At 60.0% G+C, this 23,741-nt stretch carries 20 protein-coding genes; 7 read left to right on the top strand and 13 right to left on the bottom strand.

From position 1 onward, the window contains the following. The first annotated feature begins 542 nt into the window (after positions 1-542). The 5 genes from H3L91_RS03325 to purN all read left to right on the top strand — a co-directional run bounded on the left by H3L91_RS03325 (position 543) and on the right by purN (position 9,817). Positions 543-2,630: a carbon starvation CstA family protein gene (locus H3L91_RS03325; RefSeq protein WP_007342087.1), complete on the top strand. Its 2,088-nt coding sequence runs from the start codon at positions 543-545 to the stop codon at positions 2,628-2,630. A 7-nt stretch (positions 2,631-2,637) separates the two neighbouring features. After that, complete coding sequence (locus H3L91_RS03320) at positions 2,638-2,832, top strand: YbdD/YjiX family protein (RefSeq protein WP_036496363.1); 195 nt, start codon at positions 2,638-2,640, stop codon at positions 2,830-2,832. 720 nt (positions 2,833-3,552) lie between these two features. Then, positions 3,553-6,708 (top strand): ABC transporter ATP-binding protein/permease, encoded by a 3,156-nt coding sequence (locus tag H3L91_RS03315; RefSeq protein WP_007342082.1) that lies wholly within the window; start codon positions 3,553-3,555, stop codon positions 6,706-6,708. Between the two features lie 147 nt (positions 6,709-6,855). Further along, positions 6,856-8,871, top strand: coding sequence for a DNA helicase Rep (rep, locus tag H3L91_RS03310; RefSeq protein ID WP_007342080.1), 2,016 nt, complete (start codon positions 6,856-6,858; stop codon positions 8,869-8,871). A gap of 319 nt (positions 8,872-9,190) precedes the next feature. Continuing rightward, complete coding sequence (gene purN, locus H3L91_RS03305; protein ID WP_040658720.1) at positions 9,191-9,817, top strand: phosphoribosylglycinamide formyltransferase; 627 nt, start codon at positions 9,191-9,193, stop codon at positions 9,815-9,817. A gap of 291 nt (positions 9,818-10,108) precedes the next feature. Here purN and tyrS read toward each other — a convergent pair whose 3' ends face one another. The 11 genes from tyrS to H3L91_RS03250 form a co-directional block, all read right to left on the bottom strand. Beyond that, on the bottom strand, positions 10,109-11,407 hold the full coding sequence (tyrS, locus tag H3L91_RS03300) for a tyrosine--tRNA ligase (protein ID WP_007342077.1): 1,299 nt from the start codon (positions 11,405-11,407) through the stop codon (positions 10,109-10,111). A gap of 83 nt (positions 11,408-11,490) precedes the next feature. Further along, on the bottom strand, positions 11,491-11,946 hold the full coding sequence (locus tag H3L91_RS03295) for a hypothetical protein (protein ID WP_007342076.1): 456 nt from the start codon (positions 11,944-11,946) through the stop codon (positions 11,491-11,493). A gap of 80 nt (positions 11,947-12,026) precedes the next feature. Further along, complete coding sequence (locus H3L91_RS03290; protein ID WP_007342075.1) at positions 12,027-12,926, bottom strand: carbohydrate kinase family protein; 900 nt, start codon at positions 12,924-12,926, stop codon at positions 12,027-12,029. 71 nt (positions 12,927-12,997) lie between these two features. Further along, entirely contained in the window at positions 12,998-14,089 is a 1,092-nt protein-coding gene (gene ychF, locus H3L91_RS03285; RefSeq protein WP_007342074.1) for a redox-regulated ATPase YchF, read from the bottom strand. 166 nt (positions 14,090-14,255) lie between these two features. After that, the gene (locus H3L91_RS03280; protein WP_007342072.1) at positions 14,256-14,768 is read right to left on the bottom strand and encodes a hypothetical protein; all 513 of its coding nucleotides are present in this window, start codon (positions 14,766-14,768) and stop codon (positions 14,256-14,258) included. A gap of 192 nt (positions 14,769-14,960) precedes the next feature. Then, entirely contained in the window at positions 14,961-15,791 is an 831-nt protein-coding gene (locus tag H3L91_RS03275; RefSeq protein WP_040659361.1) for an ATP-grasp domain-containing protein, read from the bottom strand. A gap of 285 nt (positions 15,792-16,076) precedes the next feature. Then, positions 16,077-16,508 (bottom strand): plastocyanin/azurin family copper-binding protein, encoded by a 432-nt coding sequence (locus H3L91_RS03270; RefSeq protein WP_007342069.1) that lies wholly within the window; start codon positions 16,506-16,508, stop codon positions 16,077-16,079. A gap of 210 nt (positions 16,509-16,718) precedes the next feature. Then, a complete protein-coding gene (locus tag H3L91_RS03265) occupies positions 16,719-17,501 on the bottom strand; it encodes an ABC transporter ATP-binding protein (protein WP_007342068.1) in 783 nt (260 codons plus the stop codon). Between the two features lie 13 nt (positions 17,502-17,514). After that, positions 17,515-18,552: a FecCD family ABC transporter permease gene (locus tag H3L91_RS03260; RefSeq protein ID WP_007342067.1), complete on the bottom strand. Its 1,038-nt coding sequence runs from the start codon at positions 18,550-18,552 to the stop codon at positions 17,515-17,517. Between the two features lie 129 nt (positions 18,553-18,681). Beyond that, entirely contained in the window at positions 18,682-19,794 is a 1,113-nt protein-coding gene (locus H3L91_RS03255; protein ID WP_007342066.1) for an ABC transporter substrate-binding protein, read from the bottom strand. Positions 19,795-20,012: 218 nt separating this feature from the next. Continuing rightward, entirely contained in the window at positions 20,013-20,222 is a 210-nt protein-coding gene (locus H3L91_RS03250) for a heavy-metal-associated domain-containing protein (RefSeq protein WP_007342064.1), read from the bottom strand. Between the two features lie 160 nt (positions 20,223-20,382). On the opposite strand from H3L91_RS03250, the gene hisI reads away from it, so the two are divergent. Beyond that, a complete protein-coding gene (gene hisI, locus H3L91_RS03245; protein WP_040658717.1) occupies positions 20,383-20,790 on the top strand; it encodes a phosphoribosyl-AMP cyclohydrolase in 408 nt (135 codons plus the stop codon). A gap of 84 nt (positions 20,791-20,874) precedes the next feature. Next, complete coding sequence (locus H3L91_RS03240) at positions 20,875-21,195, top strand: phosphoribosyl-ATP diphosphatase (RefSeq protein ID WP_007342062.1); 321 nt, start codon at positions 20,875-20,877, stop codon at positions 21,193-21,195. Between the two features lie 207 nt (positions 21,196-21,402). On the opposite strand, the gene H3L91_RS03235 is transcribed toward H3L91_RS03240, so the two are convergent. Further along, positions 21,403-22,845 (bottom strand): MFS transporter, encoded by a 1,443-nt coding sequence (locus tag H3L91_RS03235; RefSeq protein ID WP_007342061.1) that lies wholly within the window; start codon positions 22,843-22,845, stop codon positions 21,403-21,405. A gap of 137 nt (positions 22,846-22,982) precedes the next feature. Beyond that, positions 22,983-23,729 carry a lysophospholipid acyltransferase family protein gene (locus H3L91_RS03230; protein WP_007342060.1) on the bottom strand — a complete coding sequence of 249 codons (747 nt, stop codon included), beginning with the start codon at positions 23,727-23,729 and terminating at the stop codon, positions 22,983-22,985. Positions 23,730-23,741 lie beyond the last annotated feature (12 nt).

Here is a 23,741-nt window from a genome sequence, read left to right as displayed (position 1 = left end):
AAACGCAGAGGCCGTCTGAAAAGCGGGTTTGGGGATTTTAACTTCGTTGAAGCTGCGCTTTCAGACGGCCTTTAAACGGCAGGGAACGCGTGCGTCGCCTTGGGGCGACACACCCTACGTATGACCCACTCTGCCGTCATTCCGCGTAGGCGGGAATCTTCTCCGATATTCAATAATTCTTAGAAAAAACAGCCTCCTGCCCAACCCCACCAAGATTTCCGCCTGCGCGGGAATGACGGGACAAGGGATTTCAACCGTAGGTCGGATACTTGTATCCGACATCCGCGCGGCAGGAGGATGCTGCGGGAAAATGTCGGATTCGAGGATCCGACCTACACGCTCGATAGTTAAAACATAAAAACGCGGCGGCCTGCCTGCGGCTGTGTTAAATGCGCCGCATCTTATGTCGCTTTGTGTTAATCTTACGGCGGGTCGGCACACTACCATCAAACCCCGCTTCGCCAAGAAAGCCCCGGCGGCCGCAGCCCGCCGCGCGATATTCCGACTCTTCCGATTGTTTTTCAAATTTAAGGATTTAAACCATGAAATCGTTAAAAACCTTCCTCATTTGGGGCATTGTGGTTTTGGCCGGCCTGGCCTCCTTTACCACGCTTGCCGTCAATAGGGGCGAGCAGGTCAGCGCGGTGTGGATGGTAACCGCCGCCGTATCGGTGTACTGCATCGCCTACCGCTTTTACAGCCTCTACATCGCAAAAAACGTGATGCGGCTCGATCCGAACCGCCTCACACCCGCCGAGCGGCACAACGACGGCCTCGACTATGTGCCGACGCACAAAGGCGTGCTGTTCGGCCACCACTTCGCCGCGATTGCGGGTGCAGGCCCGCTGGTCGGCCCCGTGCTGGCGGCGCAGATGGGCTATCTGCCCGGCACGCTGTGGATTATCTTCGGCGTGGTGTTTGCAGGCGCGGTGCAGGACATGATGGTCTTGTTCGTTTCCATGCGCCGCGACGGCAAGTCTTTGGGCGACATCGTGAAACAGGAATTGGGCACCATCCCCGGCGTGATCGCTTCCATCGGTATCCTGATGATTATGGTCATCATCATGGCGGTGCTGGCGCTGATTGTGGTCAAAGCCCTCGTGCACAGCCCGTGGGGTACGTTCACTATTGCCGCCACCATGCCGATCGCGCTGTTTATGGGCATTTACACCCGCTACATCCGTCCGGGCAAAATCGGCGAGATTTCCATCGTCGGCTTTATCCTGCTGATGCTGGCGGTAGTCTATGGTGAAGACGTAGCGCACAGCTCTTTCGGCCATATTTTCGACCTCGACGGCATCCAGCTCACTTGGGCGATTATGATTTACGGCTTTGTCGCCTCCGTATTGCCGGTATGGCTGCTGCTCACCCCGCGCGATTATCTGTCCACTTTCCTGAAAATCGGCACGATTGCCGCGCTGGCGATCGGCATTGTGATTGTGAACCCCGCACTGCAAATGCCTGCGGTAACGCACTTTATCGACGGCTCCGGCCCCGTGTTCTCCGGCCATCTGTTCCCGTTCCTGTTCATCACCATCGCCTGCGGCGCGGTATCCGGTTTCCACGCGCTGATTTCTTCGGGCACCACCCCGAAAATGCTGGAAAACGAAACCCATGTGCGCATGATCGGCTACGGCGGCATGCTGATGGAAAGTTTCGTGGCGATTATGGCACTGGCCGCTGCCGCTTCGCTTGACCCGGGCGTGTATTTCGCCATGAACAGCCCCGCCGCGCTGATCGGCACCGATGCCGCCAACGCCGCGCAGGTGATTAGCAGCCAGCTCCACTTCCCCGTTGACGAAGCCACGCTGCTGCACACCGCCAAAGAAGTCGGCGAAAACACCATCCTCTCCCGCGCGGGCGGTGCGCCTACACTGGCCGTTGGCATGGCGCACATTATGAGCCGCCTGATTCCGGGCGAAGCCATGATGGCGTTCTGGTATCACTTCGCCCTCTTGTTTGAAGCCCTGTTCATCCTTACCGCCGTCGATGCCGGCACCCGCGTCGCCCGCTTTATGATTCAGGACTTGGGCAGCATCTTCTTCAAACCCTTCGGCAACACCGACTCCATCCCCGCCAACCTTGTCGCCACCTTTATCGCCGTCGCGCTGTGGGGCTACTTCCTCTACACCGGCGTAACCGACCCGCTGGGCGGCATCAACTCGCTGTGGCCGCTGTTCGGCATCGCCAACCAGATGCTCGCGGGCGTCGCGCTGATTATGTGTACTGTCGTACTTATCAAAATGAAGCGCGACCGCTATGTGTGGGTAACGCTTGTGCCCGCCTTCGGCGTATTGTTCGTAACCTGCTGGGCAGGCTTGCAGAAACTGTTTGACGCAAGCCCCCGCGTGAGCTTCCTCGCCCATGCCGACAAATACCAGGCCGCATTGGACAAAGGCGAAGTGCTCGCTCCCGCCAAAAACCTCGGCGAAATGTCGCAGGTGATTCTGAACGACTATGTGAACTCCGGCCTCACCGCCCTGTTCCTCGGCGTGGTCGTCGTCGTCGCCCTCTACGGCCTGCGCACCGCCCTCAAAGCCCGCAAAGTCGGCTGGCCGACCGCCAAAGAAATCCCGGCGGTATACCGCGACGGCACCCAACCTGCGGAGGCGCAAGGTGAAGCATCATAAAGCCGCGATAAAACGCAAACTCGCCGCGTTTTGGAAAACCGCCAAGCTCACGGCCAACCTGATGGCGGGCGTGCCGGATTATGAAAACTACGTTGCCCAGCAGCGCAGGCACAATCCCAATGCCCCCGTGATGAGCGAACAGCAGTTCCAAGACTACTGCCGCAAACGCCGCTGCGGCGCAAACGGCGGTCGGTGCTGCTAGGCTGTTAAAGCAAAGAGGCCGTCTGAAAACCGGTAAAACGGTTTTTCAGACGGCCTGTTCTATTCAAACCGTGCCGAACCGAAGGCAGGGTGTGTCGCCCCGAGGCGACGCACCCGTTCTTTGCCGCCCAACCAATCCGCGCGTTTTCCCCCAAAATCCAAACCGCGTGCGTGGCTTTGCGCCACACACCCTACAAAGCGACAGAGGCCGTCTGAAAGCGCAGCTTCGGTGCAGCCAAAACCTCCTATCCGTCATTCCCGCGTTTATGCTCCGAAGGAGTACTGGCGGGAATCTTGTTTGATGTGAATAACCGATTGTTTCTTCAAAAATTGCAGAATATTAGAGAAGATTCCCGCCCGTGCGGGAATGACGGCTTGTGGAATCATACGTAGGGTGTGTCGCCCCGAGGCGACACACGCGTTCCCTGCCGCCCAACCAATCCGAGCATTTCCCCGCAAACCCAAAACCGCGTGCGCGGCTTTGCGCCACACCCTGCCTAAACAGCAGAGGCCGTCTGAAAAACCAGCCCATACCCAACCAATCTGCACGTTTCCCCAAAATCCCAAACCGCGTGCGCGGCTGCCGTACACCCTGCCCTAAACGGCAAGAGGCCGTCTGAAAAACAGATTTTCAGACGGCCTCTGCCCTCTGCCGTTTGCACCGCGCCGCCGTTTGCAGAATAATCCGCCCTTCCCTTTGCGGCCTTCCGAAAGATTGTCCATGAACTGTATTTCCGTTTCCCGCCTTTCCCACCGTTTCGGCAAAACCCTTGCGCTGGACGATGTGTCGCTGGACATTCCGCGCGGCATCACGGTCGGCCTGATCGGGCCGGACGGCGTGGGCAAATCGACGCTGCTCTCGCTGATTGCGGGCGTGCGCGTGATTCAGGGCGGGCGGGTGGAAGTGCTCGGCGGCGATATGGCCGACAAAAACGTGCGGCGGGAAATGTCGCACCGCGTCGCCTTTATGCCGCAGGGTTTGGGGCGCAACCTCTATCCCACGCTCACCGTGGCCGAAAACATCGATTTTCACGCGCGGATGTTCGGCCTGAACGCGAAACAGCGGCAGGCGCGCATCCGCCAGCTTACCGAGGCCACGGGGCTGCTGCCGTTTGTGGACCGTGCGGCGGGCAAGCTCTCGGGCGGGATGAAGCAGAAGGCCAGCCTGTGCTGCGCACTGGTGCACAGCCCCGATCTGCTGATTCTCGACGAGCCGACCACGGGCGTCGATCCGCTCTCGCGCCGCCAGTTTTGGGCTTTGGTCAACGACTTGCGGCAGGAGCACGCGGGCATGACGGTGATTGTCGCCACCGCCTATATCGAAGAGGCGCAGCAGTTTGAGCGGCTCTTGGCGATGGACGCGGGGCGGCTGCTGGAAAACAGGCCCACCGCCGAGGTGTTGCGCGAATACGGGGCAAACAACCTCGAAGAAGCCTATATCAAAATGCTGCCGCCGGAAAAACAGCAGGGCTCGGGCGGTTTGGAGCTTACGCCGTTCGTGCCCGTGCCCGATGCGCCGCCCGCGATGGAGGCGCACGGCCTGACCAAGCGTTTCGGCAGTTTCACCGCCGTGGATCATGTGAGTTTCACCATTCAAAAGGGCGAGATTTTCGGCTTTTTGGGCAGCAACGGCTGCGGCAAGTCCACCACCATGAAAATGCTCACCGGCCTTTTGGAAGCCACCGAGGGCACGGCTCAGATTCTGGGGCAGCCGATCAATGCGGGCGGCATCGAAACCAAAATGCGCGTGGGTTATATGTCGCAGGCGTTTTCGCTGTATGAAGAATTGAGCGTGCGGCAAAACCTGAAACTGCACGCCGAGCTTTACGATATGGGCGGCAGGGGCGCGGCGGCGGTAGCCGAAGCACTCGAACAGTTCGATCTGGCCGACGTGGCCGACACCGCGCCCGCCTCGCTGCCCTTGGGCATCCGCCAACGCCTGCAACTGGCCGCCGCCTGCCTGCACCACCCCGAAATCCTGATTCTCGACGAGCCGACCTCGGGCGTCGATCCCGCCGCCCGCGACATGTTCTGGCGGCACCTGCTGAAACTGTCGCGGCAGGACAAAATCACCATTTTCGTGTCCACCCACTTTATGAACGAGGCCGCCCGCTGCGACCGCATTTCCCTGATGCACAAAGGCCGCGTGCTGGCCGTCGGCACGCCGCAGGAGCTGGTGCAGCGCCGCCATGCCCCCGATTTGGAAGAGGCGTTTGTGCGGTATCTGATTGACGCGGAAGCGGAAGACAGTGGCAGGGAAACGGTTTCAGACGGCCTCGAAGGCGAAAGGCCGTCTGAAAACACCGGACAGGCCGCCAACCCGCCCGCCGACTCCGCGCGGCAAAGCGTTTCTGCCGAAACGCCACCCCAACCCGCCCCCGCGCGGGCGCAGGCGCGGGAGAACGAGGCGGCGGATGTTTCAGACGGTCTCCAAGCCGAAAGGCCGTCTGAAAACACGGTTTCGGAACAGGCAGACAGGCCGTCTGAAAACGGAACCGGCCGCCATGCCCGCACAGACGGGAATCTGCCCGCCGCCGCACAAACGCCCGCCGCAGCCGAGCCGCGTCCAAACCCCGAACAGGATTCCCGCCTGCGCGGGAATGACGGCGGGGGGAAACAGGCGCGGGAAAACGGAGGCAATACAGACACGCTTTCAGACGGCCTTCAAACCCAAAGGCCGTCTGAAAACGTGGTTTCAGAACAGGCAGACAGGCCGTCTGAAACGCCGAAATTCGACACCACGTCTTTCAAATACTGGTTTGCCATGGTGCGCACCTTTGCCGTGCGCGAGGCCAAAGAGCTGCTGCGCGACCGCATCCGGCTGTTTTTTGCCGTGTTCGGCCCGCTGATTATGATGGCGGCGGTGTCGTGGGGCGTGTCCTTCGACGTGCAGAACCTCAAATTCGCGGTGTACGACCGCGATCAGACGGCGCAGAGCCGTCAGCTCACCGAGTATTTTTCCGGCTCGCGCTACTTTATCCAGCAGCCGCCGATACAGTCGGAAGAGCAAATCGACACCGTGCTCAAAAGCTCGAAGGCGGTGCTGGTGATTGATATTCCCAGTGGTTTCGGCCGCGATTTGGAGCGCGGCCGCAAACCCGAAGTGGGCTTTTACATCGACGGCGCGATGCCGTTTAACGCCACCAATATACGCGGCTACGTCGGCAGCCTGATCACGGCCTACACCAAAGACCGCATCGCCGCCACGGGCACGCCCGTGTCGCTCGATCCGCCCGCGTCCGTCGAGCCGCGCTTTATGTACAACCAGGATTTCGACAGCATCGACGCCATTTCGCCCGGCGTGATGATGATGGTGCTGATGATGATCCCGGCCATGATGGCGGCGGTGGGCGTGGTGCGCGAGCGCGAAATCGGCTCGATTGCCAACTTCTACGCCTCGCCCGCTTCGGCGGCGCAGTATCTCGTCGGCAAACAGCTTCCCTATATCGCCGTGGGCATGGTGAATTTTGCCGCCGCGTTTCTGATGATGGTTTTATGGTTCGGCGTGCCGCTCAAAGGCTCGTTCCTTGCGCTGACGCTCGGCACGCTCCTGATGGTGGCCGCCTCCACCGCGCTGGGGCTGTTGGTGTCGTGTTTTGTGAAATCGCAGCTTGCCGCCATTTTCGCCACCGCCATCATCGCCATGATTCCGTCGATGAACTACTCGGGCTTTCTGTATCCGATGTCCACGCTTTCGGGTGGCGGCTATGTGATGGGCAGAATTTTCCCCGCCTCGTGGTATCTCACCGTGAGCTTGGGCACCTTCGCCAAAAGCCTCACCATGCGCGACCTGCTGCCGCAATACGCCGCCATCGCCGCCTTCGCCCTCGGCTGCATCCTGATCTCGTGCCTGCTGTTGAAAAAACAGGAAAAATAAACGCGTGAGGCCGTCTGAAACAATATTTTCAGACGGCCTCACACCGCAAAAAGGCCGTCTGAAAACGCAGCTTCGGCGCAAGCGCAACAACCGTCGGTTACCAACAGACCCTATAATCCGCCCTCCCCTTTTCCAGACGGCCCAACCATGCAACTGAACCCCAGCCAAACCGAAGCCGTGCGCTACCTCGGCGGCCCGCTTTTCGTCCTTGCCGGCGCAGGCAGCGGCAAAACCCGCGTCATCACCGAAAAAATCGCCTACATGATCACGCAGGCCGGCTACAAACCGCACACCATCGCCGCCATCACCTTCACCAACAAAGCCGCCCGCGAAATGCAGGAGCGCGTCGCCAAAATGCTCCCGCGCAGCCAAACGCGCGGCCTCACCGTCTGCACCTTCCACTCGCTGGGCATGCGCATACTGCGCGAAGAAGCCCATGCGGCCGGTTTGAAAAAAAACTTCTCCATCCTCGACGCCACCGACAGCGGCAAAATCATCGGCGAAATCACCGGCGGCAGCGGCCGCGAACAAATCTTCGCCGCCCAACACCAAATCTCCCTGTGGAAAAACGAATTGCGCACCCCCGAAAACGTTTTTCAGACGGCCGCCGACGAATGGGAAAAACACACCGCCCGCGCCTACGCCGCCTACCAGGAAACCCTGCACCACTACCAGGCCGTCGACTTCGACGACCTCATCCGCCTGCCCGCCCTGCTCCTGCAAAACAACAGCCAAGTGCGCGAACGCTGGCAACACCGCCTGCGCTACCTCCTGATCGACGAATGCCAGGACACCAACGCCTGCCAATACACCCTCATGCGCCTGATTGCCGGCGCGGAAGGCATGTTCACCGCCGTGGGCGACGACGACCAGTCCATCTACGCCTGGCGCGGCGCCGACATGGAAAACCTGCGCCGCCTGCAAACCGACTACCCCCAAATCAAAATCGTCAAACTCGAACAAAACTACCGCTCCACCGCCCGCATTCTCAAAGCCGCCAACCAAGTCATCAAAAACAACCCCAAACTCTTCCCCAAAACCCTCTGGTCGCACTACGGCGAAGGCGACATCATCACCGTCGCCGCCTGCCAGAACGAACAGCACGAAGCCGAATGGGTGGCCGGCGAAATTGCCCGCCGCAAAACCATCTCCGAAGGCCGCCTCAACTACGCCGACTTCGCCATCCTCTATCGCGGCAACCACCAGTCGCGTCCCTTTGAAGAAGCCCTGCGCGCCGCCCGCATCCCCTACCGCCTCTCCGGCGGCCAAAGTTTTTTTGAAAAAGCCGAAATCAAAGACATCCTCGCCTACCTGCGCCTCATCGCCAACCCCGACGACGACCCCGCCTTCCTGCGCGCCGCCACCACCCCCAAACGCGGCATCGGCGACACCACCCTCGGCCGCCTCAACGACTACGCCAAAACCCACCACGCCTCCCTCACCGCCGCCGCCCACGCCCCCGAATCCCTCGCCGCCCTGCCCGAACGCAGCCGCCACAGCCTCACCGCCTTCACCGCCCTGATTGAAGACTGCCGCACCCGCGCCCCTGCCGAGGATGCCGGCGCACTCATCCGCAGCCTGCTCGACACCATCGGCTACGAAGCCCACCTGATCGAGAGCGAAGAAGGCCGCGCCGGCGAAATCAAATGGCGCAACGTCCAAGACCTCTGCAACTGGATCGGACGCAAAAGCCGGGAAGACGGCAAAAACCTCATCGAAACCGCCCAAACCCTCGCCCTCATGACCATGCTCGAAAACCGCGAAGACGAAGAAACCGACGCCGTCAAAATGTCCACCCTCCACGCCGCCAAAGGGCTCGAATACCCCGTCGTCTACCTCGTCGGCTGCGAAGAAGGCATTTTCCCCCACGCCGACAGCCTCGAAGAAGGCAAAATCGAAGAAGAACGCCGCCTCATGTACGTCGGCATCACCCGCGCCAAACGCACCCTCACCCTCACCCACTGCACCAAACGCAAACGCCAAGGCGCATGGCAGTTTCCCGAACCCAGCCGCTTCATCGCCGAAATGCCCCAGGAAGACCTGCGCATCCTCGGCCGCAAAGGCGGCGAACCCCTAATCAACAAAGCCGAAGGCCGCGCCCGCCTCGCCGGCCTCAGCGCGATGCTCGCCGAAAAACGCGCAGGCGGCAAAAAAGACATATAGGCCGTCTGAAAACACAACCCCGGCAAAACCATGCTTTCAGACGGCCTCTTTGCCCGACGCGCCACACACCCTGCCTGAGCAACCGAATCCGCCCATGCCGAACCATCCGTAGGGTGTGTGGCGCAGGCCACGCACGCGGTTTCTGCCGCATTGGCGCAAAGATCCCGCCCCTACCGGCACGCCTTCGTCGCATCAACGCGGGAGGGCGTGTCTGAAAACCAGAATCCGTGTTTTGACTGCGCCGAAACCGTATTTTTGGTTTTTCAGACGGCCTTTGGGCTACAATCCCGCCCCGTTTTCCCCTTCCGAGCATCCCGCCATGAAAAACATCGTCATCCTGATTTCCGGACGCGGCAGCAATATGCAGGCCGTTGTCGAAGCCGCCATCCCGAACGTCAGTATCCGCGCCGTCATCAGCAACAACGAACACGCCGCCGGCCTCGCCTGGGCGGCATCGCGCGGCATCGCCACCGCCGCCCTCAACCACAAAAACTACCCCGACCGCGCCGCCTTCGACGCCGCCCTCGCCGCCGAAACCGACCGCCACGCCCCCGACCTCGTCGTCCTCGCCGGCTTCATGCGCATCCTCACCCCCGAATTCTGCCGCCGCTACACCGGCCGCCTCATCAACATCCACCCCTCGCTGCTGCCCGCCTTCCCCGGCCTCGACACCCACCAACGCGCCATCGACACTGGCTGCCGCACCGCCGGCTGCACCGTCCACTTCGTTACCCCCGAACTCGACAGCGGCCCCATCATCTCGCAGGGCGTCGTCCCCGTTCTCGACGACGACACCGCCGATACCCTCGCCGCGCGCGTCCTCGCCGCCGAACACATCCTGCTGCCGCAGGCCGTCGCCGATTTTGCCGCAGGCCGTCTGCAAACCAGCGGCAACCGCGTGCGCAACGGTCGAGCCGCCGACCCGCAAGCACGGCTGCTGCTGTAAAACACCGATACGGAAAGGCCGTCTGAAAAAGCGAAAACCCGCTTTTGGCTGCGCCGAAGCTGCGCTTTCAGACAGCCTGTTTCCCATCCAGCCCATGCCGAATCTTCTAAGGTAGGTAGGGTGTGTCGCCCTGAGGCGACGCACGCGTTTGGTGTTGCACAACGCATCTGCGCCTTCCACGCACATCCGAAACCGCGTGCGTGGCTGCGCCACACCCTACCTTAATAGTAGAGGCCGTCTGAAAACCTGTAAAACGGGTTTTCAGACGGCCTCTTTGCCTTGTGCAGACGCTTATTGCCAAACCAACAGCGCGTGGTTGCGTTTGCCGCGCCGCAGGAGGGTGTATTTGCCGAAGCGTTTGTGTTCGTCTTTCAGCAGATAGGCGTCGTCGGGGCGTTCGGCACTTGGGTTGGGGTTGTTCGCCTCGGCGGCTTGGCCGTTGAGCAGCACGGCTTTGCTGTTCACGAAGCCGCGCGCTTCTTTGTTGGACTGCGCCAGGCCGGTTTTGACCAGGGCTTCCACCACGTTGAGGCCGTCTGAAACTTCAAACGCGGGCAGGCCGTCGAGGGCGAGCTGCTCGAAGTCGCTTTCGGTGAGGCTGCTTTGGTCTTCGGCAAACAGGCTTTCGGAAATGCGCTGCGCGGCTTGCAGGGCTTCTTCGCCATGGATGAGGCGGGTCATTTCTTCGGCGAGGACGCGCTGGGCTTCGGGTTTCGCACCGCTGGCTTGGTCTTTTGCTTCAATTGCATCGATTTCTGCCACGCTCAGGAAGGTGAAGTATTTGAGGAACTTATACACATCCGCGTCGGCCACTTTGAGCCAGAACTGGTAAAACTGGTAGGGCGAGGTTTTTTTGGCGTTGAGCCACACCGCGCCGCCTTCGGTTTTGCCGAATTTGGTGCCGTCGGATTTGGTTACCAGCGGCAGGGTGAGGCCGAACACCTGTTTTTGGTTCAGGCGGCGTGTCAAATCAATGCCGTTGGTGATGTTGCCCCATTGGTCGGAGCCGCCGATTTGCAGCGTTGCGCCGTGGCGTTTGTTCAACTCGGCAAAGTCGTAGCTTTGCAGCAGGGTGTAGGCGAACTCGGTAAACGAAATGCCCACGTCGTCGCGGTCGATGCGCTGTTTGACCGATTCTTTGTTGAGCATGGCGTTCACGGAAAAGTGTTTGCCGATGTCGCGCAGGAAATCGAGGCAGTTCATGCCGCCAAACCAGTCGGCATTGTTGGCCATAATCGCGGCATTCTCGCCCTCGAAACTCAAAAACGGCTCGAGCTGGGCGCGGATGCTGGCCACCCAGCCCGCCACTGTTTCTGGCGTGTTCAGGCTGCGCTCCACCGCTTTGAAGCTGGGGTCGCCGATCATGCCGGTTGCGCCGCCCACCAAAGCGATGGGCGTGTGCCCCGCCTGCTGGAAACGGCGCAGCGCGAGCACGGGCAGCAGATGGCCGATGTGCAGGCTGTCGGCGGTGGGGTCGAAACCGCAGTAAAGCGAGATTTTGTTTTCGGTGAGAAACGCGTCGAGCGCGGCGATGTCGGTGGTTTGCGCGATCAGACCGCGCGATTGGAGGTCTTGGATGATGGAGGTCATGGGGTTTCCTTGAATGGGTTTTCAGGTAGCCTTTTGGCTGACGGCAAAAGGCCGTCTGAAAACCAAATTTATCTGATGCCGGCTCAGCCTAAATTTGGTTTTAATTTCAAGCCGAAATAGGGTTCAAGTATCAGATACTCAAATAATTCAAGTTCGTTCTCTGGTACTTCTGTGAATGTGGAATTATGGTTTGGAGTCCACCATTTTTGCTCGCCTTGATAGCTGCCAGATTTTTTTGAAGCCCTAATTAAAGTATAAGGCCGCTCTATCCATCCTTCCGAGTCGCCAAAAAAATTGGCCGGGCCTGTAAACTGGCCTAAAAGATAGATACCTTTGTTGCCATGAGTAAGATAGAAATAATCGCCAATGGGGGCTTTAACAAATTTTTCAGCTTGAGTAACAGCAGAACCACCTTTTGATTTGGTGTTTTTGCTAATCATCACGATATTTTTAGAAATATAGTAAATCAAATCTTCAAAAGAAAAATCTTCTGATCCATGCGACATTTTCCAAAAACTCGGTATAAATTTATTTTCCATAAAATTCAGTCCTTATACATTAAATGAAATACCCAGCTTTCAAACTTTCAGACGGCCTTTTTTCAGGTAGCCTTTGCTTTTCAGACGGCCTGTTGCGCGCCCGAGGGGTGCATCAGTTCTTCCACGTCGGCCAGCGAGAGTTCGGGGGTTGCGCCGTGGTGGGAGGCGGCGAGCGCGCCCCAGGCGCAGGCGAAGGCGAGGGTGTCGGCGGGGCTGGCACCGGAGAGGAGTTTGTAGACGAAGCCGGCGAGAAAGTTGTCGCCCGCGCCCACGGTGTCGGCCACTTGCACGCGGTAGCCGTGGTGGGCGTGGGTTTGGCCGTTGCAGTAGTAGATTGCGCCGTGCGCGCCGAGGGTTACGCAGATGTGCGGCGCGCCGACGGCTTGGGCGAGGTAGTGCAGGTTTTGTTCGAGGCCGTGGTAGGGCGAGCCGAGTTCGGCGGCCAGCTCGTAGAGTTCGTCGTCGTTGAGTTTGACCAGGTCGGAGCGGCGCATCAGTTCGCACACGCGCTCGGGCCGGTAGTGCGGTTTGCGCAGGTTCACGTCGAACACTTTGAAGCGGGCGGCATCCAGCAGGGCGTCGAGGGCGGCGCGGGAGGCGGCGTCGCGCGAGGAGAGGCTGCCGAACACCAGCGCGTCGGAGTCGGCGACGTGTTCGAGGGCGGCGGCGGGCACGGCGATTTTGTCCCAGGCGCAGGGGTAAACGATGTCGTATGAGCCGCTGCCGTCGTGGTTGATGGACACTTTCACGAGGCCGGTGGCGTGTTCGGGGTCGGTTTGGATGAGGTGGGTGGCGACGTTTTTGGCGGCGATGCGGCGCAGCAGTTCTTCGCCGTCTTCGTCGCTGCCACGGCGGCTGACGATGGCGCAGTCCGCGCCCAGCGCGCTCAGGCGCACCAACACGTTGAGCGGCGCGCCGCCCAGCACTTTGCCCTCGGGGAAATCGTCCCACAATACTTCGCCGAAACTGCTGATTTTCATGGCGTATATCCTTTTTGAAACTCGTTTTGAGGCCGTCTGAAAAGGTTTTCAGACGGCCTCTGCCTTGCTGTTTACACGTTGAACAGGAAATGCATCACATCGCCGTCCTGCACCACATATTCCTTGCCTTCCACGCGCATTTTGCCCGCTTCTTTGGCTTTGGCTTCGCCGCCGAGGGCAACGAAATCTTCGTAGGCGATCACTTGGGCGCGGATGAAGCCGCGCTCGAAATCGGTGTGGATGACGCCAGCGGCCTGCGGGGCGGTGTCGCCTTTATGGATGGTCCACGCGCGTACTTCTTTCACGCCCGCCGTGAAGTAGGTTTGCAGCCCCAACAGGTCGTAGCCTGCGCGGACCAGGCGGTTCAGCCCCGGCTCTTCCAAGCCCATTTCGGCGAGGAATTCGGCTTTTTCTTCGTCTTCGAGTTCGGCGATTTCGCTTTCCATCGCGGCGCAGAGGGCGACGACGGGGGCGTTTTCTTTGGCGGCCAATTCTTGCAGGCGTGCCAAGTGCGGGTTGTTGTCAAAGCCGTCTTCGGCCACGTTGGCGACATACATCGCGGGTTTCACGGTTAACAAAAACAGCGGGCGCAGCAGCGCGGTTTGTTCGGCATCGAGGCCGAAGGAGCGCACGGGTTTGCCTTCGTTCAAGTGCGGCAGCAGGCTTTCGAGCAGGGCGACCAGCTTTTGCGCGTCTTTGTCGCCCGATTTGGCGCGTTTGCCCTCGCGCACGATGGCTTTTTCCACGCTCGCCAAGTCGGCCAGAGCCAGCTCGGTGCCGATGGTTTCGATGTCGGCGATGGGATCGACTTTGCCCGCGACGTGCACGATGTTTTCATCGTCGAAACAGCGCACGACATTCACAATCGCATCGGTTTCACGGATGTTGGCGAGAAACTGGTTGCCCAAGCCCTCGCCCTTGCTCGCGCCGGCCACCAAGCCTGCGATGTCCACAAATTCCACAATCGCGGGCTGCATTTTCTGCGGGTTGACGATTTTCGCCAGCGCGGCCATGCGCGGGTCGGGCACTTCCACGATGCCGACGTTCGGCTCGATGGTGCAGAAGGGATAGTTGGCCGCTTCGATGCCCGACTGGGTGAGCGCGTTAAATAGGGTGGATTTGCCGACGTTGGGCAGGCCGACGATGCCGCATTTCAAGCTCATGGGTGGGATTCCGTAAAGAAAATTTAACGCACGATTGTAGCATAAAAGCGCGGCTTTTCAGGGCGTTTGCACAAGCTGCGCCGAATCGGGCAAACGCATCCGAATGGCATTCGGGCAAAGTTTGAGGCCGTCTGAAAAACGCGGTTTTCAGACGGCCTTTTCGGGTTTATCTGTACCACACGGGGCGTTTGACCGTGGTGTCGATTTCAAACCGCCGCGCCTGCGCGTTCCATTTGAGCGGGCGGCTGCATTTTTCGTAGCCGTAGCGTTCTTCGTCTTCGCGCCGCTGGCCGCACAGCGCGCCGGCCACGCCCAGATAGGCGGTGGCGTGTCTGCCGGTGTAGTCGATGCGCGAGCCGAACGCGCCGTGGAAAAAGGATTTTTCCGCGCCGCCGCCTGCTCGGCCGACAAACACGCTCACGCCGCCGCCCTGCCTGCTGCCGAAGATGCCGCTGCCGCCGTAGCATTGCAGCTCGCCGTCGTCCACCACATAGTCGTCGATGCCGTCGCCGTTGAGGTCGGCCTGCTCTACGGCGTGGCGGAAGCCGTAGGGGCGGCCGCCGGAGAGGCGGCAGACGTAGGCGAGGGTTTCCAACTCGTGCGCCACGGCTTCGGGCAGCGGGGCGGCGGCGGCAAAGGCGGGGGTGAGCAGCAGGGCGGCGAGGACGGTTTTTTTCATGGCGGCGGTTGGCGTGGCAGACGGAAAAAGCGCGGCGATTATAGTCGGGAATGGAGGAGGCGTGTTTGTTCCGTGTCGGCATAGAGGCCGTCTGAACGCGCAGCCGAAAACGCTTTCAGACGGCCTTTCTGTATGCCGGATATGGCGGCGGCGCGGGTAAAACGGCGGATTGAGGCCGTCTGAAAAACGTTTTCAGACGGCCTCAATCCATGCGGTCAACACTTCGGCAAACCGTTCCGCCGCGCTCTCTGCCGTGTGCAGGTAGAGCGCGGGTTCGATGAGTTCGAGCTCGTTCAGCAGCAGCTTGTCGCCGACAATCGTGCCGTCCGCGCGGGCGTAGGCGGGGATGCCGGGCAGCAAATCCAACACGCTGCGGGCGGCGGCGATGATGGTTTCAGACGGCCTCTCGGGCAGGATTGCTACGCCGTAGGCGGAATTGGCACGCCATTCGCCCTGCGGCGGCTGTCGGCGCACGGCGTGGCTGAATGTGCCGCCGAAAAACACCAGCGAGGTTTCGCCCGCCGTTTCGATGTCGCGGATATAGGGCTGCACGATTACGCCCTGCGGCGCGTGTCCAATTTCAAACATTTCGCCTTCGCGCACGCGCACCACGCCGCCGCCGCTCTGGCCGATTGCGGGTTTGACGACGGCTTCATGCCAGCCGTTTTCCCGCATGGTGCGGCGGATGTTTTCGCTTTCAGACGACGTATGCACGCTCGGAATCACATCCGCACCGCGTTTGGCCAAGTCGCAAAGATAGGTTTTGTTCATGTTCCACAACATGATTTCGGGCGGGTTGGCAAACTGCTGCCCGCTCTCGGCGGATTCGCGTATCCATTGCGCGAACGCCGTCGGATAGGCGGCGTAGTCCCACGCGCACAGCGGCAGGACAAACGGCTCGCTCGGACGGTTTTGCCAAGCATCGAAGCGGGCGGGGAGGCCGTTGCGGGTAAGGATTTGCGCCAGCGGCAGCAGGTTTGGCGGCGGGTCGGGATAGGTTTGGCAGGTGGTGATGGCGAGCATGGCGGTTTTTTTGGGATTGCGTCGGCGGGGATAGGTCGTCTGAAAGGGTTTGCCGACAAATTTTGCCGTCATTCCCGCGCAGGCGGGAATCTTGTTTGGGCTTCGACAATTTTTGCAGAATCAAACCTTTGCCTGTCTTTCGCCCAGATTTCCGCCTGCGCGGGAATGACGACGGCTGGGCGGGAATAACGGCGGGGCGGGCGGTTTTGGGGTTTCAGACGACCTTTCGGGTTTGCACGGCGTATTCCCTCCCCCAGCTTGCGGGGGAGGGGTAGGGTGGGGGGCTTATTTCACCTGTTCCATGTATTTTTTCAGACGGCCTTTGTTCTGCATGGCGCGTTTTTCGAGTTCGTCGGCCACGGCCTGCGCTTTGGCTTTGTTGACGGGCTTGCCGACCTGAATCACGCCGCTCATGTTCATCATGCGGTGCGGCGGGCACACGTAAACATACACGCCTTCTTTGTCGAGTTTGAGGGTGAAGTCTTTGCCGTCTTCGGACAGAAAGTCGGCCGCACCGTCGGGCAGGGCTTTGCTCTGCACCCAGTGGCCGCTGTTGACGGCTTTGAAGGTTACGGTGTCGCCGGGCTGGGCTTTGACGTAGCCTGGCTCGAAGACCATGCCGCCGTCTTTGCCGGTATCGAGCATTTTGACTTCGTGGTTGGCGGCAAATGCGCCTGCGGAGGCGGCGAGCATGAGGGCGAGGAGGGTTTTTTTCATGGGGTTTCCTTTCGGGGTTTAAGCGTTGTAAACGGGGTTTAGATTTCAATTTTCGCCGAGGTCGTCTGAAACGGCGGGGCGGTTTGGTAGGGTGGGTCTTGGCCCGCCAAAAAAGTTGCCGATTGGGAAAGTGGTGGGTCGAGACCCACCCTACGGGTTCTGTCTTCAAACCAAACCGCGTGCGTGGCAGAGCCGCACACTCTACGGTTTTCAGACGGCCTCTGTTTCGCGTTTGCGCCGCATGGGGCGGATTACGGGCAGGCCGTGGCTGTCGTAGAGCAGTTCGATGTCCACTTTGTAGAGATTGCCGATGAGTTCGGCGTTCAATACTTCCTGCGGGCGGCCTTCGGCCTGCACTTTGCCGCCGCCCAGCAGAATCACGCTGTCGCAGAATTGGGCGGCGAGGCTCAGGTCGTGCAGCACCATCAGGGTAACGAGATTGTGTTCGCGGGTGTAGGCGGCCACGCGCTCCAAGAGGTTGAGCTGGTGGTGCATATCGAGCGCGCTCACGGGTTCGTCGAGCATGAGGATTTCGGGGCGGCGCAGCATCACTTGGGCAAACATCACAAGCTGGCGTTGGCCGCCGCTCAGGCGCATCACGTCGCGGTGCGCCAGATGGCCGATACCGAGTTCGGCCATGATGCCTGCGGCTTCGTGCAGAAGTTCGTCGCCCACGTGCATATGCAGCGCGTCCATGCGCCCGAGCAGCACGACTTCGAGCGCGGTGAGCGAGGCTTCGGCGGCGGTGTCCTGCGGCATGTAGCCTATGCGTTTGCGCCAGTGTTGAAGGTGGATTTTGCTCAACACTTCGTCGCCGTAGCTGATGCGGCCGGTGTGCGCCACTTCGCCGAACACGGTTTTCATCAGCGAGGATTTGCCCGTGCCGTTGGGGCCGAGTATGGAATAGACTTTGCCGTTTTCAAGCGTGAGGCTGATGTTGTCGGCCACGGTGTAGTCGCCGCGTTTGATGTGTACGTTTTCAAGTTTCAACATTTTTCAGACGGCCTTATCGTTTGGTCAACACAATCCAGAAGAAGAACGGCACGCCCACGAAAGACGTAACGATGCCCACGGGAAACAGTGCGCCGGGGATGATCACTTTCGAGAGCACGCTGGCCACCGACAGAAATGCCGCGCCCGCCAGCATCGCGCCGGGCAGGAAAAAGCGTTGGTCTTCGCCCAAGAGAATACGGGCGACGTGCGGCGCAACGAGGCCGATAAAGCCGATCACGCCGACAAAGCTGATGGCGGTGGCGGTCATCACGGCCACGAGAATCAGCGTTTTCAGGCGCAGCATCTGCAAATTGATGCCCAAGCCGTTGGCGCGCTCTTCGCCCAAGCGCAGCGCGGTGAGTTTCCACATATCGAACGAGAGCAGAAACACGCACACGGCGGTTACGGCGGCGGTAACGATCACGCTTGTCCAGTTGGCTTTGGTGAGGCTGCCGAACAGCCAGAACAAAATCTGCTGCGAGATTTCGGGCGCGGCGATAAATTGGATCAGCGACAGAATCGATTGGAAGAGAAACAGCAGCGCAATCCCTACCAGCACCAGCATGGCCGAGTTAAACCGCTTGGCCGAGGCAAACAGAAACAGAATGCCCGAAGCAATCATGGTCATCACAAACGCGCCCACGGGCACGGCAAAGGCTTCGGGCAGGCCGAAACCGCCAAACGCAATCACGACCGACGCGCCCAAGCCCGCCGCCGCCGCCAGCCCGAGCGTGTAGGGGCTGGCCATCGGGTTGTTGAGCAGGGTTTGGATTTCCGCGCCGCCCACGCCCAAAGCCGCGCCCGTTACCAGAGCCATCACGGCCATCGGCAGGCGCAGATCGTAAACAATCACGCGGTTCATCTCGTCCGCGCCGGCCATGTCCAGCAGCGATTTCACCACGTCGGACACGGGCAGCATCGCGGGGCCGGTGGCGATGTCGAACACAAAGCTGAATACGCAGATAATCAGAAACGACAAAACAACGAACCAGCGTTTGCGCTCGAGCGCACGCTGGTTTTTCACTATCTCGGCAACAACCGGATCATTCATGTTGTGGCTTTCATTAAGTGGGTAAATGAGAAACGTAGGTCGGGCATTTATGCCCGACATTTTTGACGTTGCCGGCCGGTCAGTCGGGCATGAATGCCCGACCTGCCCATGCACGGCTTTCAGACGGCCTTACTTGCCTTTCGGATACAGATAGAACGTGCCGTTGGGAACAACCGGCAGATTCTGGCGGTAGAAATCCATATAGGTTTTTTCAGGATTCAGGTCTTTAAACAGCTCGGGGTAAACCGCTTTGGCGACAAACTGCACCGACGCGCCGTCGGAGAGCGTGCGCGAATTGGCGTGGTATGCGCCGTAGAGACGGTTGTTTTTGACGGCAGGCAGGTTTGCCCAGCCGGGGCGTTTGGCAAAGCCCGCCAGACGCTGTTCGGCTTCGGCTTTGGAAATGCCCCAGCCCATGACCATCGCGCTCGGGTTTTTCTTCAGCTCGGTTTCGCGGCCGGTGATGATGATCACATCGGGCTTGGCGGCCAGCACTTTTTCAGGGTTCACAGGGCTGTAAAACTCGACAAACGGCGCGGAAATATTGTTGCCGCCCACCTGGTTGATCATCGCGCCCCACATGCTCTTGCCGAAGGTTACGCTGTGTTCGGCCGGCCCTTTGTTGCCAAACTCGATATACACTTTGGGCTTGGGCAGATTGGCTTTTTTCACGCGGGCTTGGATATTGTCGACAATGCGTTTGTAGTCGGCGGCGAGCTTGTCGGCTTTCTGCTGCCGGCCGGTGATCGCGCCGAGCAGTTTGGTGGACTGGACGTGTTTGGCGACGGTTTGCGCGTTGTAGTCCAGCACGATAATCGGAATGCCCGCTTTGGTGATGCGGTCGAGATCAGAGCCGAGTGCCTGATACTGCCAGTCGGCCAATACCAGCAGATCGGGTTTCAGCGACAGCACTTTTTCCACCGAGAACGTGCCCACTTCCACCTCGCCCACGTCGGCAAGCTGGTTCAGTTTCGGCACGGCCTTGCTGAACGCCGCCCAGCTTGCCGGTGCCCAATCCGACCACACCGCTTTGGAGAAGCCCACGACATTATCCAGTGCGTTTTTGCCGCCCACGGCCATGTAGTCCTGATAATAAAAGCCCAGCACCACGCGCTTGGCGGGCAGGTCAGCGGTTACTTTGCGGCCGGCCACGTCGGTAATCTGCACGGGCTTGGCATAAACAGAAGCCGCGCCCAGAGACAGGGCGGCGGCCAGCGCGAGGGAGGAGAAGCGGCGTTTCATTAAATTTCCTTTTTTAGGGGCTGTTTGAAAAATTATCGTTCTTTAATGTATATTAAAATCAACAAAAATTCAAGGAAAATATAAAACAAAAGTTAACAGGTGGATTTACGCCCGAGCCGCCCGCTATGCACAAAACGAAATTTTCCTACAAAAATCAGCATGAAAAGGCCGTCTGAAAACACGTTTTCAGACGGCCTGTGCCGTGTTTCAAAACAGCATCAGAACGAGGCGTCGTAGCCGCCGTCTTCCACTGCTTCGGCCAGGGCGGCGGGCGAGGTGGCGGCGGGGTCGTAGGAGACGACGGCTTTTTTCTCGTCCAGGCTCACCTGCACGGATTTGACGCCGTCCGCGCCTTCCAAAATGCGGGTTACGCTTTTGACGCAGCCGCCGCAGGTCATGCCGCCGATGTTGAGGGTTACGGTTTCCATGGTTTTTTCCTTTTGCGTTGTTGCTCGGAGGCGTAACTATACGCCTGCGCAAAGGAGACGGGTCAAGGTTTTGCATTTGGTGTTGCCGCGCGAAGAATGCGAAAATCGCGCTTTTTCGGCGCAGAGGGCGAGAGGCCGTCTGAAAACAACGGGAGGCGCAATGGACGAGGCAGTGTTGCAGGGCGTGAAGTTTGACGCAAACGGATTGGTGTGCGCGGTGGCGCAGGACTGGCAGAGCGGCCGGGTGCTGATGGTGGCGTGGATGAACGCCGAAGCCCTGGCGCAAACCGCCGCGACGGGCTACGCGCACTATTACAGCCGCTCGCGGCGCAAACAGTGGATGAAGGGCGAAGAATCCGGCCACACGCAGAAAGTGCGCGAGCTGCGGCTGGACTGCGACGGCGACGCGGTGGTGATGCGCATCGAACAAAACGGCGGCATCGCCTGCCACACGGGGCGGCAGAGCTGCTTTTATAAGGTGTGGCGCGACGGCCGCTGGCAGATTGCCGACGCGGTGTTGAAAGACGAAGCGGAGATTTACGGCAAAACGCACGGGCAGGCGCGGTAAATAATTGGAAACAGGCCGTCTGAAAACCGGAAAACAGGCTTTCAGACGGCCTCAAATACGGTTTCACCACAGGAGCAAAACACAATGAACACGGATATTCTAAAAGCAGTACAAGACGTTATCGACTCGCGCAAGAGTGCAGACCCGGAGGCTTCGTATGTGGCGCAGCTTTTTGCCAAGGGCAGCGACAAAATCCTGAAAAAGGTAATCGAAGAGGCGGGCGAGGTGCTGATGGCGGCGAAGGACGGCGACAAGGCGCACCTGACCTATGAAGTGGCCGATTTGTGGTTTCACTGCATGGTGCTGCTGGCCGCGCACGGCCTGCGGGCGGAAGATGTGGTGAACGAGCTGGCGCGGCGGCAGGGCTTGTCGGGGCTGGCGGAAAAGGCGGCGCGCAAAGAATAGCCGCGCAAAGGCAAGAGGCCGTCTGAAAAGCATATTTTCAGACGGCCTTTGATATTCGGGCAGAGTGCGGCGCACGCGTTCTATGTCTTGCAACGAATCCCGCGTTCCCCGCGCAAACCGCGTGCGTGGCAAAGCCACACACCCTACCTTAGCGAGAAAGGCCGTCTGAAACCCGTTTTATCGGTTTTCAGACGGCCTTTTCCGCATTCAGCCGCGCTTGTTTGCCCTGATCTTCGTTGCCACAAACACCATCGCCGCCGCCAGCACCAGCGCGCAGCCCATCGCCAGATGGATGCCGTCGAGCATTTTGGCCTGCGCGGTGGCGGCGGAAGACATTTTTTCGCCGATATTGGTCGCACCGACAAAAAACGCCGCGCCGATCGCGCCCGCGATGGGGTTGAGGGTAGTGAGGATGGCCGCGCCGTGCGGATTCAGGTTTTTCGGCAGCGCGTTCAGGCCGTGGGTTTCGCCGGTAATGCGGGCGGAAACGGACACCGCCAGCAGCGTGAACATGGCCGACAGCACCACCACCTGCGTGTCAATCCGCAAAAACAGCCACAGCACCGCCAGCGACACCAGCAGCATCACGGTGGCGGGCAGCACGGTAAAACGCCCGCCCTTTTTGTCGAGCAGCCTGCCAAAAAGCGGCGCGGCGACGGCCTGGGCGATGCTGGCGGGCATCAGGATCAGCCCCGTGGCCGTACCGGTGAGCAGCGGCACCTGCTGGGTGTACATCGGCATCATCAGTTCCAGCCCCAAAAACAGAAACACGCCGCCCGCCAGTATCAGCACGCAGTAGCGGAACTGCGCGTAACCGAACGCCCGCAGATTGAGCAGCGGCGTGGCCAGGCGGAACTGGCGGTGCGCAAACCAGCCGATCAGAAACACCGACCCCGCCGAAAGCAGCGCGAACTGCACCAGCGGCAGCGAGGCAAAATTACTGCTGGCGTACACCAGCCCGCCGAAGCCCGCGATGGACAGCACCGCCGAGAGCGCGTCGATTTTCGGGCGGGTGATGCTGCTCAGGTTGACGGTGAGGAATTTGCCCACCAGCACCATCGCCGCCAGCATAAACGGCGCGGTAAAGCCGAACAGCACGCGCCAGTGGGTGTGGTCGATGATGATGCCCGAGAGCGTCGGCCCCATCGCGGGCGCGGCGGTGAACATCATGGTGATCACGCCCATCGCCGTGCCGCGTTTCTGTGGCGGATAAATCGACAAAATGCCGTTAAACAAGAGCGGCACGAAAAACGCCGCCGACACCGCCTGCACCATCCGCCCCGCCACCAGCGCGCCAAACGTGGGCGCAAAGGCGCACACCAGCGAACCGGCCAGAAAAGTGGCCTGGGTAAACAGCACCATTTTGCGCGTTTCAAACCATTGGATCACGCCCGCCGTAATCGGCGTAAACGCGCCCATCACCAGCAGAAAGCCCGTCGTCAGCCACTGCACGGTGGTTTTGTCGACGGCAAAATCCTTCATAATCGGCGTAAGCGCGACATTGAGCAGCGTGTCGTTGAGATAGCCGAAAAACGCGCCGACAAACAGCGTGGCGACGATGGTTTTGGCGGGGAAGTCGGGATTATTGGCGAGGTATTCGTGGCCGTCTGAAAGATTTTCGGTTTCGGGTTCGGGTTCGGAAGCGTGCATGGCGGTTTGGATAATAGTTTGAAAAGGGTGAGGATTTTAGCACGGCAATATGGAGAGGCCGTCTGAAAACGCAGCTTCGGCGCAGCCAAAACCGGATTTTGCGGTTTTTCAGACGGCCTGTTTGGCGAACAGGCGTTTCAACCCAATTCGCGCTGTTTCGCGGTCAGCATGTCGTGAATCAGGCGGGCGGTTTCCTGACGTTCGGCGGCGGGGGAAACGGGCGGGAGGAAGTGCAGTTCGACGCAGCTCTGCTTTTGGCGGATGACCATGCAGATGGACTGCCACAGGCTGATGTCGCCGTAGTAGGCGGTGTGGGGGTTGGGGCTGCTGCCGTCGGGGTTGGGGTAGCGGCAGAGCACGGGGACGAGCGGCACTTGCGCATCGGCGGCGGCCTGGAAGAAGCTGGTTTTGAAGGGGAGGATGGTGCGGCCTTCGCTGCTGGTGCCTTCGGGGAACAGGGTTACGGTGTCGCCGTCTTTGAGAGCCTGGGTTACGTTGCGGATTTTTTCGCTGTTGCCGCCGCTGCCTTTTTTGCGGGCGACGTAAACGGTGCGCGCCTGGGTGGCGAGGTAGCCGACCAGCGGCCATTTGGCCACGTCGTCTTTGGCGACGAAGCGGCCGGGGAAGGCGGCGTTGATGGCCATGATGTCGAGCCAGGAGATGTGGTTGCAGATGAGCATTTGGCCGTGCGCTTCGGAGGGCAGGCCGCCGAAGACGGACAGTTTCATGCCGCAGGAGGCGAGCACGCGGTGCGACCAGATTTGGATGGCGCGCAGTTTGCGGCGCGGGGTGTAGAGGGGGAAGAGGAGGAGCATTTCGAGTGCGCCGTAAATCAGGCACAGGCCGATGCAAAAGAGGCGGAACGGGAAGCGGAAGGGGTTCATGTCGGGCGTTTT

The organism is Neisseria bacilliformis, assembly GCF_014055025.1.
Classification (GTDB): Bacteria; Pseudomonadota; Gammaproteobacteria; order Burkholderiales; family Neisseriaceae; genus Neisseria; species Neisseria bacilliformis.
The sequence above is the reverse complement of the archived record's forward strand: the minus strand, read 5'-3'. Positions and strand labels throughout refer to the sequence as shown.